The sequence below is a fragment of the Cellulosilyticum lentocellum DSM 5427 genome, from assembly GCF_000178835.2.
GTDB classification, from domain to species: Bacteria; Bacillota; Clostridia; order Lachnospirales; family Cellulosilyticaceae; genus Cellulosilyticum; species Cellulosilyticum lentocellum.
Genome location: NC_015275.1, coordinates 3,553,764 through 3,569,424, shown reverse-complemented (window position 1 = coordinate 3,569,424; position 15,661 = coordinate 3,553,764). Strand labels below are relative to the sequence as shown.

Below are 15,661 nucleotides of genomic sequence, written 5' to 3'. Positions count from 1 at the left end.
AATATGGCTATGAAGTATCATAGTATATCTTCTTTATCAGAAAAAGAGATAGAGTTACTTCGTACAAAGGCATTTTTCCTTGTAGGACTGGAAGATCCTTTTGAAAAGCTTGGTGGAGAAGCTATACTGAGAGAGAAAAAGATGCGTGTGAAATTTTTTGAAGGTGTTGGACATGGAATTAATCATGAAATTGCAGAACAGATTAATCAAGAGATCATACATATTATAGAGAAAAACAGTTTTACTTAATAAATATATTTTGAAGGTACCATTAATAGGGCCAATACGGCTAAGGATAGGTGTGATTATGAAAAAATAATATTAGATAAGGGGATGTAAAAAAACTCCCCTAACGAAAAAATCGCTGAGATCGTAAGACTTCAGCGATTTTTTTGGTATAATTTATTTATGCTACTAAACAAAAATACCAATGATAATTTTACACCAAGACAGCTAAAATTACCATTGGATATCGAAAAAATAATTGATATTTCAGATCCAGTATATACTTTATGCGAAGTAATGGATCACATTGACCTAACACGATATTTTGTAGAGAAGGACTGCAAAACAGGTCGTCCAAGATGTGATTCAGATAAAATGCTTAAGATTATACTTTTCACTTTTATGGAGCATGGCATTAGTTCTTTAAGAAATATTGAAAAACTCTGTCGTACAGACATCAGATATATGTATCTTCTTGACGGAATGAAAGCTCCATCTTTTGCTACTTTCGGCAACTTTATTCGTAATGAATTAACGACTTCAATTGAACAAATCTTCATTGATATCAATTCTTATATTTTTAATCAAGAGCATGTGGATTTACATCACACTTACATCGATGGAACAAAGATTGAAGCTAATGCTAATCGCTATACCTGGGTATGGAAGAAATCTTGCATCAAAAATAGAAACAAAGTGTTCGAAAAGATCTCATTACTCATCGATACAATGAATTCAGAGGTTCTTAGTTTTCTTAATGTGAAGTTAGAAAAAAGAGATGAATATGCGATTGATTACGTTGAGGCATTGCTTGAAAATTATCAGAAGGCAATAAATCTAGAGGTTTCAAAATTTGTTTCCGGAGCGGGGCATAAGAAAAGTATCCATCAAAAACAGTATCAGGAAATGCAGGGGTATCTAGAACGCCTCAAGAAATATGCAAAGCACCTCGAAGTATGTGGTGAGCGAAGAAATAGTTATTCAAAAACTGATCACGATGCAACTTTTATGAGAATCAAACGTGATTATATGGGAAATGACCAGCTCCTTCCTGCTTACAACATGCAGGCTTCCATATGTGATGAATATATAGCTGTAATAGACGCAAAACCTTATGCTTCAGACATGGAATGTTTTCAACCTTTAATGGAAAAGTTTAATGCTACTTATGGTCATTATCCAACGTATCCTGTTGCTGACGCAGGATATGGTTCTTATAATAATTATCTTTATTGTGAGGAACATGGCATGGAAAAATATATGAAATTTACTATGTTTGAGAGGGAAACTAAGAATGAAAAATATCATTATGATCCATATCGTGCAGTAAATTTCAAAAGAGATGAACAAGGAAACCTGATCTGTCCTAATAATAAAAAGTTTATATATAAATGTGATAGGCATATATATAAAAATCAATATGGTAGAACAGAAGAAATATATGAATGTGAAGACTGTGCAGGATGTCCATATCGTAGTGAATGTTGCAAAAGATCACATGGAAATAGAACAGTACGCCTTAATCGAGAATTAACAGAAATACATAAGGAAGTAATAAATAATCTAGAATCAATTCATGGTGCCTTATTGTGTATGAACAGAAGTATTCAATCAGAGGGGACATTTGGGATAATTAAGTGGGATAGATCTTATAAAAGATTATTTCGGCGAGGTGAAAAAGCTGTCATTTTAGAATTCACGTTAATCTCTTGTGGATACAACCTCTATAAGTATCATAACAAGAAACATCGGACATCCATAGCTGCATAAAAAACGGATATAATATCATCATTTAAAGCCTATAAAACCATAGGCTTAATAAGTGACTTCTAATTTTGTGATAATGATAATAAATCTATTAAAAAACAAGGAGCAGGTCGCTACAGGCGACCTGCTCCTTGTTTCGAGGCTGTTTTTTTACAGCCCCTTGTTTAGGTAAAATAGCAGATCCACTAGCATATAATAAGTAGATGAGCATAATAGTTGATTGCTTCTTGACAAAATACATAACATGTTATATTTTAAAAGTAAAATACATAACATATTATATATTCTTGAAAAAGGAGGGCGTAGCTTGAAATTAGAAGGAATTGATGAAGAGCTAATGTTATATGGGATGCTCTTTGCGTTATGCAATCGTATTCAAACAATAGGGGACAGTCAGTTTGAGGACATTACTATGAAGCAGCATTTTATGATGGTTGCATTAAGTGTAATGGGAGAAGAAGCACCCACTTTGAAAGAAACAGGGGAGTTCATTGGCTGTTCTTATCAGAATGTGAAGCGTATGGCAACACAGTTGGAGCAAAATGGATATTTGCGAATCATACAAGATGAAAAAGACAAAAGAAAACTGAGACTTGTTGCAACAGATAAAATGACAAAGCTAGAACAAGTGAATTTAGAAGGGACTAACCAATTTATGCAAGAAATGTATAGGGGAATTAGTAAGGAAGAATTAAAAATGGCTATAGGAACACTTAAGAAGATGAATCACAATTTAGGCGGTACCATACAGTAAATGTAAAAAAAGAGTCATTAGGAGGTTATTTATATGAAGATAATGAATGGTGAGGTTCTCCAACCTTTTACCATGGAAATTGTACCTATTAAGAAACTCATCCTTTTTAACTTTGAAAAAAATCCAGAAGCAATTTATGCAGGCCTTGAATTACAGTACCTAGTTACAGAAAACGAAGGAAAAGGTTTTAGGGTCATTGCGTATCGAAATGATAAATATGTGGATGTATACGATGAAGAAAGCTTATGCATTAAGGAAGTTGGAAAGTTTGAGGTATGCGATAAAGGACTCAAGCACTATCGTAAAGTGACTTTTGATAGAGGATGTTTTCAGCTAACAGAGGAGGGCATTCAAGTTGAATTTTGTTTTCGTGATTACAAAGGAAGGCTAATAGATGTAGTTGCAAGGGAACATGGAAAGAAACCAAGTAGAACCTTTGATCTTATAGCACCAATAGGCGTATCTTCAAGAAATCCAGTATCCTTTCCAGCTTTTGCTATGTACCAATTTGATTTAGTGAGAAAGAAAAATACTATCCTTAAAATACAAATCGATGGGAAAGACATACTGCCAGATGCATTTCCAGTACCTATTCCAAAAGATGGACAAATGCGCCATTTTACTAGATATGGCTATGATTGTGAGCTGGTTGAGTTTGGGAAAAAACAAGAAGTGATTTTACAAACCTATCCTTGTAACAATCATGAAATTCATGAACAGGGATTAATTGCAACCTATCAAACAGTAGAGGATATGAAGCTGATGGAATCCCTAAGATTCCAGAGCTCAAAACATATTTTTATATTGAAATTTGTAGATGCCTTTCCCGATTTATTACGTATGAAAAATACAGAGGTGAATGGTCGTTTTAAGATAGAGATGGATGCGTCTATGGGGTATTTTTCTGGTAAATATAAAGTAACAAGACAAGAAGAACATGTTGAAATTACAATGATACCTACTGATGGATGGATTGTTCAAAACAAGATGTTTTTAACAAAGGTCATGTTGCAGAAAAAATCCATATTTTGTACTTGGCCCAAGACATATTGTTACAAGCAGAATATAAACTTACAGACGGGTCAATCGTCTACTAATTGGGCAAGAATAGATTATAAAGAATTGACTGCTGATTGGTGGAAAGGGAAATAAGGTCAAGAAATCATTACCAATGAAGTAGTTATAAAAGAGCAATCAATTCATACGCCAAGAAGTAGTAAACTTCTGGAGGTTCAATCATATATTGGAAGTGAAATACCTAAGATTTTACAACAAAGATAAGAGGTTTAGAAGATTTCCCCAAAAAGTTGTAAAGGAGAATAGATATATGAGGAGAACAGTACCTTTAGAAAGAGAAGCAGAATTGGTTTGTGATAAGAGCTCCAAACCACCTCTTATTTTTCAGCTTCCTCCAGAGCAGGGGCGTGAGGTTTTAGAACGTGCCCAGGATGCACCTGTTTATAAGTATCCAGCTGAAATTAAAATAATACCCGTTCAAACAAGCAATTGGGGGACCATTAGTGTCTATTGTGTAATACCGGACAATATCGTAGGTAGCCCTCATGTGATTTACTATATTCATGGAGCAGGTTGGGTATTTGGTAGTTTTCATACGCATGATAAATTAGTAAGAGAACTAGCTGCGCGTACACAGTCTATAGTCATATTTCCTGAATATAGCCGATCACCAGAAGCTAAATATCCTACAGCCGTTGAGCAGTGCTATGAAGTCATGTGTTCATTACCAGATTTATTAGTACAAGCGAGCTGTAATGCTAGATTAGATACCCTAACAGTTGTTGGAGATAGCGTAGGAGGGAATATGGCAACTATAATGACGATTATGGCTAAGTATAGAAAAGGGCCTAAAATCCATAAGCAGCTCCTCTATTATCCCGTTACAAATGCCTGTTTTTCTACGGAATCCTATTACAAGTTTGCAGTAAATTATTATCTGTATAGAGCAGGCATGATGTGGTTCTGGGATCAGTATACAATGAGTAAAAAGGATCGTAATCAGATAACAGCCTCACCTCTAAGGGCAACTATAGAAGAATTAAAAGAGCTTCCTGATGCCATGGTTTTAAATGGAGAGGCAGATGTGCTAAGAGATGAGGGAGAAGCTTATGCTAGAAGGCTGAGAGAAGCTGGAGTCAATGTAACAGCTATACGTTTTCAGGCGATCATCCATGATTTTGTAATGCTTAATGCTTTAGACCAAACTAAAGCCTGTCGCGCTGCAATGGATATTTCTACAGAGTGGATTAATAGAAAAAATGCTGAGGTTATAATGTAATAGATGAGTTAAATAATCTTTATCTAAGAAAGGATAAAATGAGCTATACTATAGATAAATAGTAACCAAAGAGGAGGTATATATGGAATATAGAGCACTTAGCACGGAAGAAATGGATTTAGAGCTTTTTAAAGAATTTAAGCGTCATCAAGTGGTTACGAAATGTTGGAGAAAAATTGATGGTAATTGGGTAGTTAAGGATAATCCATTTGAGGAGAACTGGGGAGAAGAAGAGTATAGGATATTAATAAAATGCCTTAAGCACACGTTAGAAACTGGTGGTATTGTATTTGGGGCGTTTAAAGAAGGGATACTTAAAGGCATAAGTTCAGTAGAAAGTGAATTTTTCGGATCAAACCAAGAGTATCTAGACCTTTCAAGCATTCATGTATCAGAAGAGATGCGGGGAATGGGAATAGGTAAACAACTTTTTCAAATGGCATCTACATGGGCAAGAGAAAAGGGCGCAAAGAAATTGTATATTTCAGCGCATTCATCAATAGAATCTCAAGCATTTTATAAGGCTATGGGCTGTGTAGAAGCCTTGGAGTATAACAAGGAGCACGTTGAAAAAGAACCTTGTGATTGTCAGTTAGAATATATTGTGTAAGGATAGTCATGGCACATGCTAGAGCATGGGCTATGGCTGTTTTTTTAGAGAAAAAGTCGGATTTTAGCAAGAGGGAACTGCTATAATAATATCAACTTAGCAAAAGAGGGGGGAGAGCCTTGAATTATTATGAAAGGATTCAAAAAGCTATTGACTACATTGAAGCTTCTCTAGAAGAAGAGATGAAGATAGAGGATATAGCTAAAGAAGCTTTTATGTCAGTATCTAATTTTTACCGGATGTTTTTTGCTATTACAGGTTATCAGACTAAAGAATACATACGATGTCGCAGAATATCTTGCGCAGCTCATGATCTTAAACAAGGTAAAGAGAAAATCATAGAGGTGGCTGTAAAATATGCTTACAATAGTGTAGATGCCTTTTCCAGAAGCTTTAAGAGTATTACGGGATTTTTACCTAGTAAGTATACGGATAGCATTAAAAATTATATTTTTGAAAGGGTTAATGTAATGGACAAGTATTTCGAAGTACAAGATAGTGAGGTTGCAGAGCAGTATCCAGATATAAAAGTTTTAAAAGAAATGAAAGCCATGAGAGTTGCTTATTATTGCTATTACGGAAAAAATCCTGAAGATGGTGCCTTTAGCGTCATGCAGGACTGGGTTAAGAAAAATAATATAGATATTAATAATGGGAATTATCGTATCTTTGGTTATAACGCACCCGATACGGATGCATCTGGAGAAGAGTATGGCTATGAGGTGTGTATTACTATTCCAGAAGATTTAGTAGTGGAAGATGAAAAGGTAAAGACTAAAGAGCTGAGTGGCGGATTATATGCAGTAACGGCTATTAAGCGTGGCGAATGCCTTGGAGAAGCAATTATAAAAGGCTGGCAGAGATTTCAAAAGTGGTTAGAGGGAAGTAAATATGTCTATGGGGAGGCACAATGGCTTGAGGAACATCTAGGTTTTACACAAGACATGGAGCATATTGGTGGAGTGGATTTATATATGCCTATCCTATTACGTAGTGATTTAAAGGCAGAGGAAACGGAAGAGCTACTTTCTCCTTTGACCTGTGTTTCTTATACTGTAAAAGGTAAAAATGCAGAAAATAAAGCAAGAAAATATTTATTTGATTGGGCAAGAAACAATGGGATTGAGTTTCAAAAAGCTGAGACAAGGCTATTTGCCTTTTATAACTTTGAAAAGATAGGAACACCGGAGTATTTTTATACCTTATATTTAACTATTCCAGAAGCGCTTGAAATAAAGGATGAGAAGCTTATAAAGGAAACATTTACAGGTGGTTTATATTTAAAACGGTTCATAAAGTATAAAATGAATAGCCAATCTTGGTTTAATTTTATTAAATCCATAGAGCATAATGAGAAGTATTGTTTTGGAAGTCATCATTTTATGGAGGAGTATGTGATTAATGAACCAATGATTGATGGCGATACAGACATTGTACAATATATGCCAGTAATGAGGAGGATTTAGATGGAACTAATGATGCAGCCTAATCCATGTGCTTGTGGTCAAGCATGTATAGCAATGATTACTAATAAAAGTATTGAAGAAGTTTTCAAGGTGATGAAGACAGAAGGACCAACCTCAATAGGTCAACTAATCGAGGCCCTTGATTACTATAAGATTAAACATGCAGAAAAAAACGTGAGAATTTCAAAGAAGAATCCAATGCCTTCAGAGTATGCTATTTTAACAGTACATATGCCAACTTATACACATTGGGTCTTATTGTATAACCAGCAATATTATGATCCAGAGTTTGGCCTTCTAGAGTCGTGCCATCCCGAAGGAAAGATTACCTCCTTTCTTGCAATTTATGAATAATAGGGGTATAAAGGAACAAATAATGATAACAAGCCATTAGAGGTGATATAGGTGGCAACTTTAAGTTAGTTAATAGATTAAATGAATTTGTTCCTGCAAGGTGTTAAAGTCTAATAAAAAACACGAAGGCCATGAATCAAATAGTCATTGCTCTTCGTGTTTTTTATTAGATGGTTTTATGAGATGATAAAGCTAGAAAATTAGCTCCAGTTATCGGAAGCCAATCTTTTATAAAAGTAGGCAATAATTTGTTCAGAGGCCAAAGTAGGATATTCAAGGCTCTTCGCTCTACAAATTTCTTCAGCATCTTGTTTAAAAAGAACCATGCTTTCTTTGACAGCAGCTTCTAGGCTGCAAAGATCTGCTTTAGAAAAATAAGCTTTTAAGTGTTCTTGTTTTTCATTAGGGATACAGTGTTTTACTTTGCTTTCCCAGGCACCCCAATCTAAGTTATCATAGTAGGATAGTAGTAAATCCACATGTGAATGAAATAAGAACTCTTGGATGTTTTTTATTAATTTGAAGATATCATTTCTTTTGAAGTATTTAATCAGCATCTCAATATGGAACCAGTAAGTATCTATGGCTCTTAGGGTGTCAGGAATGTAGTTATCTGTGCGATAGCCTTTGTCAAGAAAATCAGCTACCTCCCCTGTTTGGTCAAAAAGAATATGCTCCTTGGTACAACCCTTACAGTGTTGTTTGCACATCCAAGCTTCTGGGTGGTCCTGATTAATAATAAAAAAGTCTAATTGATGGAGATTATCTCCCAGGCGAATGACACTGCAGTAATTTTTGAAGGAAGCATCATTAAAGCTCTCTGGCCAAAGGATTAAAAGCTCATCGGAAACAGCCCTAAGAAAATAGGGAACGTCTGCCGCAAAGGCTTCAAAATCTTTATCTGCTACCAAAAAAACTGGATCGTAATCAGAATAAATATCATCTTGCCCTCGGCTAATAGAGCCATAATGCCAACCTCCTTTACAACGCATATCCTTTTTCAAGAGCGCTAGCATATTATGAAAGGCTACCTCTAAATCTTTATGCATAACCCCACCTCCATTATTTATATTGTCATTTTACAACACAACTTAAAGTGGGTATTGTTTATTATTTACTTAAGATGGTTAAATCTTATCTTTTAGCAAATTGATTCTTATATTTATTTGGAGTTGTACCATAGGCTTTTTTAAAAGCCTCAATAAAGGCTTTTACATTAGGAAAACCATTGTTTAAAGCAAGCTCTGTTATAGAGTGAGTGCTATTTAGTAGCTCTTTATGGGCGTGATATAGTCTGATGTGTGTTAAATAACTATGTACGGTTTCATTAGTAGCATTCTTGAAAAAGCGAGAAAAATAGTTAGGAGACATGCCGATGTAAGTCGCAATCTCTGATAGCGAAAGATCATCTTCATAATGATTTTCTATAAAGGCAATGACTTTCCTAATATCTACCATACTTTTTACCTCAGGCTTACTTAGATTTTTTTCTTGCCTTTTATGCTTACAATTTTTTAGCAAAATAAGGCAGAGCTTTCTGAGAGCAATAGAGAGTTCTAATTCATAGTAAACATCTTTCTTTTCTGAGAGTTTGGCACACTCTAGAATAAGCTTTTTGAGTTGCTGATGAATCGTATCATTGCCACTCCAATTAAAATAATAAGTATCTACATCAGGGCAGTACTCCTTGAGTAAATCATAAGAGAGTAAAAGTGTAATAGCCCGCATGTGATTTTGATCCACTGCATCAGTTTCATGTAAATCACTACTATTGACGAAAAAAATATCTCCTGGAGGAATAGTTACAGAGTTGCCGTTAATGACTCCTTTGATTGTTCCTTCTAGCACCAAATTAAACTCTAAATGGGTATGCCAGTGTAGGGGATAATGACAATTCATACATTGGCTATTACCAATATAAATCTGAGCAGGTATATTACCTTGATTCTCTACCTTTTCTTGATAATAATTCATATATCCCTCCATAAATGGTTATTTTTCTTCTAAGCAGCTATTTAAAACGTCATGAAGCATAGGAAATTACTTACTTATTTTATCTTTTTTATAATAATCTATTATCACATATCTGATTCTATAAAACAATAAAGCAGAATGAATAGATAGTATATTAGTATAACATGAATAACGATTTCAAAATTTCCTATGATATTAAAAGGCTTTAAAATAAAGATTGCGTTTATAATAATTATATATGGGAGATATAAACTTATGGGGAACATAAAAATAGCTTGTATAGGAGGAAAACATCATGAGATTACAAGGTAAAGTAGTATTAGTAACAGCTTCTACAAGAGGAATTGGATTAGCTTGCGTGGAACGTTTGGCAAAAGAAGGCGCTACTGTGTATATGGGTGCTAGAAATGTAGAACGTGCCAAGGAGATTGCAAGTGAATTAAATATAGAAGGTTATCAGGTAAAGGTTGTTTATAATGACGCAACAGTAAAAGAAAGTTATAAAACTATGGTAGAAGAAGTAGTTAGCCAAGAAGGGAAAATAGATATATTAGTGAATAACTTTGGAACCTCTAATCCAAAAGTAGATTTAGATATTAAGACTACGGATTATAATGAATTTATTGGAACGGTAGATATCAATTTAGCTAGCGTATTTTTATCATCACAAGCAGCTATTCCACATATGGCAGCAAATGGAGGAGGAAGTATTATCAACATCTCTTCTATTGGTGGTATTCGCCCAGATATCTCTCAAATTGGTTATGGAACAAGTAAAGCTGCTATTAATTATTTAACAAAGCTTATTGCTACCCAATGTGCAAGAGACAATATTCGTTGCAATGCAGTGCTTCCTGGGATGACTGCAACAGATGCTGTAAATAATAATCTATCAGATGCATTCAAAGAATTCTTCTTAAAACATACACCAATTAAGCGTATGGGATTACCAGAAGAAATTGCAGGAACAGTATTATACTTTGCAAGTGATGACTCTGCTTATACAACTGGTCAGATTGTAGATGTTTCAGGTGGATTTGGCATGCCAACACCTGTATATGGGGATATGATTGAACTTAAGAGTAAGAGATAAAAACAAAATGCCCTTGCTATTATTAAGAGTAGCAAGAGCATTTGTTAAATTTTTACAACATAATTTCTCATAAATCGCACATACTAGTATTGTAAAACCAAACCAAATTGAATGTAGGAGGGAACAAAGATGAATAATCAAAGTAACCAAAGCATTCTCGACTCGGAGGCTTACGCAGACAATGGTGCTGGAGATGGGCCAAAAGGAACTTAAGGCTTATAGGATTTGAAAAAATCTTATAAGTCAGTAAGGTTTTATAACTCATAAGGACCGACTTATCTATCATACAATGTATGAATTTAAGTAGGTCCTTTTAGCGTGCAACGAATTACATAGTATAAAAAATAAAAAAATTAACAATATTAAAACATAAATATAAGATAAAAAATATTGACTAATAATTATTATTGGCTTACAATTAATCCATAGTAAGTTACTCGGAATTAAAATGTATTTGATAAAGGAGAAATTCTAATGGAAGAATTAATTAAAATAAATGATTTACATGTAGAAGTAGAAGGAAAAGAAATTTTAAAAGGTCTTAATTTAACGATTAAGCCAGGTGAAATTCACGTTATTATGGGACCTAATGGAGCTGGTAAGTCTACCTTAGCAAGTAGTATTATGGGGCATCCAAAATATGAGGTAACAAGCGGAGAAATCTTATTTGAAGGAGAAAGCCTAGAAGAAGTTTCAGTAACAGAACGCGCTAGAAAAGGAATCTTTTTATCTTTTCAATATCCTGAAGAAATCAATGGGGTTACTATAGAGAACTTTATTCGCAGCGCTAAAATGGCAAGAAGCACTGAGCCTGTAAGATTAGTTGCTTTTAGAAAAGCTTTAGAAGAGAAGATGGAGGAGCTTAGTATTTCTAAAGAATATAGAGATAGGTATTTAAATGTAGGCTTTTCAGGTGGTGAAAAAAAGAAAAGCGAAGTTCTTCAGATGGCAATGCTACAACCCAAGCTTGCTATGCTAGATGAAACAGACTCTGGACTTGATGTAGATGCTACTAAAATTGTTTCAGAAGGTATACTGAAAGTAGCTAATGAAAACAATGCCTTTTTAATCGTGACACATCATAATCATATGCTTCAAGAGATTAAACCAGATTATGTTCATGTATTAGTGGCAGGAACTATTGTCAAAACAGGTGGTATGGAAATCGTTAAAGATATAGAAGCAAATGGATATGGTAAATATCTTCAAAAAGAAGGTGTGAATCTATGAGAACAGTAGTAGATGATGTCGAAAGAGGCATATATGATATTAAGAACAAAGATGAATATAGTTACAGAACTGAAAAAGGGCTGACTGAAGATGTTATTAGAGCTATTTCAAAAGAAAAAAATGAGCCACAGTGGATGCTAGACTTTAGATTAAAATCACTGGCTATTTATAATAGCATACCTGTGCCAACATGGGGACCAGATCTTAGTGAATTAGATATTGATAATATTATAACTTATGTAAGACCTAAATCACAGCTAAGTGATAACTGGGAAAATGTAGATCAAACTATAGCTAATACTTTTGATAGACTGGGTATTCAAGAAGCAGAATCCTCTAGCTTAGCAGGTGTAGGTGCACAATATGATTCAGAGGTAGTTTATCACTCTATTCAACGTGAGTTAGAAGCTCAGGGGGTTGTTTATACAGATTTCGAAACAGCTTGTAGAGACTATGAAGAGATTGTAAGAGAGTATTTTATGAAGTGTGTGCCACCTAGTGACCATAAATTTGCAGCTTTACATGGGGCAGTTTTCTCAGGAGGCTCATTTGTATATGTACCTAAAGGCGTACAGGTCAATATGCCTCTTCAATCCTATTTTAGACTGAATGCACCTGGAGCAGGTCAATTTGAACATACTCTGATTATCGTAGAAGAAGGTGCAAGTTTACATTTTATAGAAGGATGTTCAGCTCCAAAACACAATGTTATTAATTTACATGCAGGCTGTGTAGAGCTTTATGTTAAAGAAAATGCAAGACTAAGGTATTCAACAATAGAAAACTGGTCCAAAAATATGTATAACTTAAATACGAAAAGGGCAATGATTCATAAAAATGCCCATATGGAATGGGTATCAGGATCTTTTGGTTCTAGAGTGTCTATGTTATACCCTATGAGTGTCTTGATCGGAGAAGGCGCTAGTAGTGATTTTACAGGGATTACCTTTGCAGCAAAGGGACAAAACTTGGATACAGGAGCAAAGGTGGCACACCTTGCACCACATACTAAATCGACTATTCATACAAGGTCTATTTCTAAGGCTGGTGGAGAGACAACCTACAGAGGATTGGTTAAAATATCACCTAAGGCTTATGGTTCTAAAGCATCAGTCAATTGTGATGCATTAATGCTAGATGATATATCAGCATCTCATACAGTGCCTGTTATGGATATTAAAAATGATGATGTAGAAATCGCCCATGAAGCAAAAATAGGTAAAATCAGTGATGAAGCTATTTTTTATCTTATGAGCCGCGGACTTACAGAGGAAGAAGCAGTAGGACTCATTGTAAGAGGCTTCGTAGATCCTATAGCGAAAGAATTGCCAGTAGCTTATGCTGTTGAACTGAATAACCTAATTAACTTAGAGATGAAGGGAACTATTGGATAGGAGGTGGAGAAATGACGGAGTTACAATCTAATTATATAGAAGACTATACAAAGCAAAGCCAGTTACTCATTATAAAAGAAGACATGTCTGGTAAGGAAAAGCATATTACCCTCGGTAGAGGTTCCTATTTAAAATTAGCGATGATTAATGAGATTAATCAAGAAGAAGAGGCTATTTTTAAGCTCAGCGTAGAACTAGAAGATGATGCCAAGTTAGAGCTGACGACGCTTTACCTAGGAAAGGGTAAAAATAAAGAGAGCATTACCATCTATCTTAATGGAGATGGTTCAAGGTGTAAACTAAAAGCAGGTTATCTCATAGATGAACAAACAACTCATATGATGGCATATGATGTGTTCCATAAAGGCAAACGAACGATTTCTGATGTCATTGTAAAAGGAGCACTTCAAGATGAAGCACATAAAGATTTCAAGGGAAATTTATATTTCAAACAAGGGGCTAAAGGAGCTAAAGGTTCTGAGATAGAAGATGCTATTTTATTAAGCCCTAACGCTAAGTCCTATGCAGTACCAGCGCTCTGGTGCGATGAGGATGATATTATGGGAAATCACTCTGCATCTTCTGGTAAACTTTCAAAAGATAAGTTATTTTATCTGATGAGTCGTGGTTTATCAGAAGAACAAAGCAAATGTCTCATGGTGGAAGCTGAGCTTGCTCCTATTTTAGATGAAATAGAAGAAGTGGAAATGAGAGAAAGCATTTCAAATGAAATAAGTAGGAGGATAGGAAAATGAAACAACTTGCATTAGAAACTTTGGTTCCAAAGACTGACTTTCCTATTCTCGGTGAAATCATTAATGAACAAGCCTTAGTTTATTTGGATAATGCAGCCACTACTCAAAGACCACTAGCTGTACTAGAAAAAACAAGAACCTATGTATTGCATCAGTATTCTAATGCAGGAAGAAGTGGTCATGTATTAGCAGAAAGAGCCTATGAAGCCTTGGAAAATACAAGAGAAAAGGTGAGAGATTTTATAGGCGCAGCGTCAAAGGAACAAATTATTTTCACTAGATCTGCAACAGAAAGTTTAAATATGATTGCGACAGGCTATACACAGATTGAAGATGGGGATGAAATAGTATTACTTGTTTCTGAGCATCATGCCAATCTATTACCCTGGCAGCGTATAGCAAAGCTAAAAAAAGCGCATTTAAAGTATATGTATTTAAATGATGCCCTAAAGCTTACTGAAGAAGAAATAGAAAAAAAGATAACAAATAAGACTAAGGTTGTGGCTGTAGCACATGTTTCTAATGTGCTAGGCTACAAAATACCTATAGAAAAAGTGGCAAAAAGAGCTCACGAGCAAGGTGCCATTCTCGTTGTAGATGCGACACAAAGTGTGCCACATTGTAAGGTAGATGTGAAAGAGTTGGATGCGGACTTTATGGTTTTTTCAGCTCATAAGATGTTAGGGCCTACTGGTGTAGGTGTTCTATATGGAAAGCTCAATCATTTAGAAAAGCTAGAGCCTCTTTTATTAGGTGGAGGCATGGTTGAATATGTAGAGGAACAGAGTGTTTCTTTTTCAGACCTTCCTTCTAGATTAGAAGCAGGTACCATCAATGTAGAAGGAATTGTAGGACTAGGTGCGGCTATAGATTACTTAAAGGATATAGGAATGGACCGTATAGAAGCCCATGAGCAAGCTATAGCTGCTTATGCAATAAAAAGACTTCAAGACCTTCCTTATATTCAGCTTTTAGGAGACAGTTTAGAAGATAAGGTGGGAGTAGTAGCTTTCAATGTAGAAGGCATACATGCACATGATGTAGGAAGTATATTAGATGCACAGGGAATTGCTATTCGAGTAGGTCACCATTGTGCTCATCCACTGATGCATTATTTACATGTGCCAGCTTGCTGTAGAGCATCCTTTTATTTGTATAATAGCTCATCAGATGTAGACCGTTTAATAGAAGGCTTAAAAGAAGTAAGGAGGGTGATGAGACTTGAACCTTGATTTGATTTATACAGAGTTAATTGCAGAGCATAGTCAGTATTCTCCTTATAAGGGAGAGTTAGAGGAAGCAACAATAAGAGAGAGGGGACATAACCCTTCTTGTGGAGATGATATCCATTTAGATATTTGTATTGAAGATGGGAAAGTAGCAAAAATGAGATTTCATGGTGTAGGTTGTGCTATATCTCAGGCCTCTACTTCTATGATGATTGAGCTTTTAGAAGGAAAGACAGTAGATGAAGCAATGGAGCTAGCAGAGACTTTTATTAAAATGATTAAAAAGGAAATTACCTCAGAAGAAGAGCTAGCTGTACTTGAAGATGCTATGACCTTCCAGTCCATCTCTACTATGCCAGCACGTGTAAAATGTGCAGTGCTATCTTGGTATACCCTTAAAAAGGCCATAGAAAAGCTATAAAAGAGATAATAAAAATGAACCTAAGAATAAGAGATAAAAATAAAGGGCTTTTGCTATGATGATAAGTAGCAAGGGCCTTTATTAAGATTTTAT

Annotated in this window: 16 protein-coding genes; 14 read left to right on the top strand and 2 right to left on the bottom strand. The window is 35.1% G+C overall.

Annotated elements, in window-relative coordinates; genetic code table 11:
- The first annotated feature begins 3 nt into the window (after window positions 1-3).
- From CLOLE_RS16480 to CLOLE_RS16445, 8 genes are all read left to right on the top strand, one after another.
- Window positions 4-249 (top strand): hypothetical protein, encoded by a 246-nt coding sequence (locus CLOLE_RS16480; RefSeq protein ID WP_013658267.1) that lies wholly within the window; start codon window positions 4-6, stop codon window positions 247-249.
- A gap of 159 nt (window positions 250-408) precedes the next feature.
- The gene (locus CLOLE_RS16475) at window positions 409-1,995 is read left to right on the top strand and encodes a transposase (RefSeq protein WP_013657359.1); all 1,587 of its coding nucleotides are present in this window, start codon (window positions 409-411) and stop codon (window positions 1,993-1,995) included.
- A 304-nt stretch (window positions 1,996-2,299) separates the two neighbouring features.
- Window positions 2,300-2,746 carry a MarR family winged helix-turn-helix transcriptional regulator gene (locus CLOLE_RS16470; RefSeq protein WP_013658266.1) on the top strand — a complete coding sequence of 149 codons (447 nt, stop codon included), beginning with the start codon at window positions 2,300-2,302 and terminating at the stop codon, window positions 2,744-2,746.
- A 33-nt stretch (window positions 2,747-2,779) separates the two neighbouring features.
- Window positions 2,780-3,898, top strand: a complete 1,119-nt coding sequence (locus CLOLE_RS16465) for a hypothetical protein (protein ID WP_013658265.1) — start codon at window positions 2,780-2,782, stop codon at window positions 3,896-3,898.
- A 175-nt stretch (window positions 3,899-4,073) separates the two neighbouring features.
- On the top strand, window positions 4,074-5,042 hold the full coding sequence (locus CLOLE_RS16460) for an alpha/beta hydrolase (RefSeq protein WP_013658264.1): 969 nt from the start codon (window positions 4,074-4,076) through the stop codon (window positions 5,040-5,042).
- Window positions 5,043-5,124: 82 nt separating this feature from the next.
- The gene (locus CLOLE_RS16455) at window positions 5,125-5,652 is read left to right on the top strand and encodes a GNAT family N-acetyltransferase (RefSeq protein ID WP_013658263.1); all 528 of its coding nucleotides are present in this window, start codon (window positions 5,125-5,127) and stop codon (window positions 5,650-5,652) included.
- 119 nt (window positions 5,653-5,771) lie between these two features.
- A complete protein-coding gene (locus CLOLE_RS16450) occupies window positions 5,772-7,118 on the top strand; it encodes an AraC family transcriptional regulator (protein ID WP_013658262.1) in 1,347 nt (448 codons plus the stop codon).
- On the top strand, window positions 7,119-7,472 hold the full coding sequence (locus CLOLE_RS16445; protein ID WP_013658261.1) for a hypothetical protein: 354 nt from the start codon (window positions 7,119-7,121) through the stop codon (window positions 7,470-7,472).
- Between the two features lie 200 nt (window positions 7,473-7,672).
- Here the strand turns inward: CLOLE_RS16445 and CLOLE_RS16440 are convergent, their stop codons facing one another.
- On the bottom strand, window positions 7,673-8,521 hold the full coding sequence (locus CLOLE_RS16440) for an aminoglycoside 6-adenylyltransferase (RefSeq protein ID WP_013658260.1): 849 nt from the start codon (window positions 8,519-8,521) through the stop codon (window positions 7,673-7,675).
- 85 nt (window positions 8,522-8,606) lie between these two features.
- A complete protein-coding gene (locus tag CLOLE_RS16435) occupies window positions 8,607-9,446 on the bottom strand; it encodes an AraC family transcriptional regulator (protein WP_013658259.1) in 840 nt (279 codons plus the stop codon).
- 295 nt (window positions 9,447-9,741) lie between these two features.
- On the opposite strand from CLOLE_RS16435, the gene hdhA reads away from it, so the two are divergent.
- From hdhA to sufU, 6 genes are all read left to right on the top strand, one after another.
- On the top strand, window positions 9,742-10,539 hold the full coding sequence (gene hdhA / locus CLOLE_RS16430; RefSeq protein ID WP_013658258.1) for a 7alpha-hydroxysteroid dehydrogenase: 798 nt from the start codon (window positions 9,742-9,744) through the stop codon (window positions 10,537-10,539).
- A 474-nt stretch (window positions 10,540-11,013) separates the two neighbouring features.
- Entirely contained in the window at window positions 11,014-11,769 is a 756-nt protein-coding gene (gene sufC, locus CLOLE_RS16425) for a Fe-S cluster assembly ATPase SufC (protein WP_013658257.1), read from the top strand.
- Window positions 11,766-13,163, top strand: a complete 1,398-nt coding sequence (gene sufB, locus CLOLE_RS16420; RefSeq protein WP_013658256.1) for a Fe-S cluster assembly protein SufB — start codon at window positions 11,766-11,768, stop codon at window positions 13,161-13,163. Before sufC ends, sufB begins: the two co-directional genes overlap by 4 nt.
- An 11-nt stretch (window positions 13,164-13,174) precedes the next feature.
- The gene (locus tag CLOLE_RS16415) at window positions 13,175-13,918 is read left to right on the top strand and encodes a SufB/SufD family protein (RefSeq protein ID WP_013658255.1); all 744 of its coding nucleotides are present in this window, start codon (window positions 13,175-13,177) and stop codon (window positions 13,916-13,918) included.
- Complete coding sequence (locus CLOLE_RS16410; protein ID WP_013658254.1) at window positions 13,915-15,150, top strand: aminotransferase class V-fold PLP-dependent enzyme; 1,236 nt, start codon at window positions 13,915-13,917, stop codon at window positions 15,148-15,150. The genes CLOLE_RS16415 and CLOLE_RS16410 overlap by 4 nt, the downstream gene beginning before the upstream one ends.
- Entirely contained in the window at window positions 15,140-15,568 is a 429-nt protein-coding gene (gene sufU / locus CLOLE_RS16405; protein ID WP_013658253.1) for a Fe-S cluster assembly sulfur transfer protein SufU, read from the top strand. The genes CLOLE_RS16410 and sufU overlap by 11 nt, the downstream gene beginning before the upstream one ends.
- Window positions 15,569-15,661: the final 93 nt, after the last annotated feature.